This is a genomic window from Mangrovihabitans endophyticus (assembly GCF_014646155.1).
In the GTDB taxonomy this organism is placed as follows: Bacteria; Actinomycetota; Actinomycetes; order Mycobacteriales; family Micromonosporaceae; genus Actinoplanes; species Actinoplanes endophyticus.
In genome coordinates this window covers 1-598 of the sequence record NZ_BMMX01000164.1, presented here as the reverse complement: position 1 = coordinate 598, position 598 = coordinate 1, and the positions used below count along the sequence as shown (strand labels likewise).

The 598-nt window shown below is 33.3% G+C and carries 1 protein-coding gene; it reads right to left on the bottom strand.

The annotated features are described in order from the left end of the window. Positions 1-598 (bottom strand): glycosyltransferase family 25 protein (locus IEY73_RS34730; protein ID WP_189083246.1); only part of this gene is annotated, 598 nt, incomplete at both ends.

Genomic DNA, 598 nt, shown 5'->3' with positions numbered 1-598 from the left:
ATTGTTTGCTGTATTTGTGAAAGGCTTTTAAACGCTTTTTAGCGTTAAGGCTATAGTAGAAAAGATTCTTAAAAGTTGATTTTTTAGGCGGAGGCGGGTAAGATTTCAAGCTCTTTTTTTGGGGCTTTTGAATCGTGCTATCTAAAGAATGTTCACTTAAAGAAACAGAGTAAGGCACATAGGTAAAATTAGCAATATCATGATAAGCGGAATTATCCATAAACATATCCACCGGCTCTATGATTTTAAAACGCTCCGTGGCTTCTATAAAAGTTTTAGCGCCATTAGGGGTTAAGTAATAACCGGCTGTAGAAGCCACATACACGCTGGTGAGGTAAAAATGCTCTAAAAAAAAGGCTTCTTTTTCATGCGTTGAGTAATAGCTTTTTTGTATTTTTTTGAGAATATAGTGGATGACTTTATGGGTAGAAAGATTTAAAAATCTAGAAACACCAAAAAATTTTTTAAATTTTTCTAAAATAGGGTTATTTTTAAAAGGATAATCAAAGGGAGGAAATACAAATTCTTTGGGTAAAACATGGAATTTTGTCTCGTGGTAATACCAATAACACCCATAGAGTCTCACAAAATCAAAAGG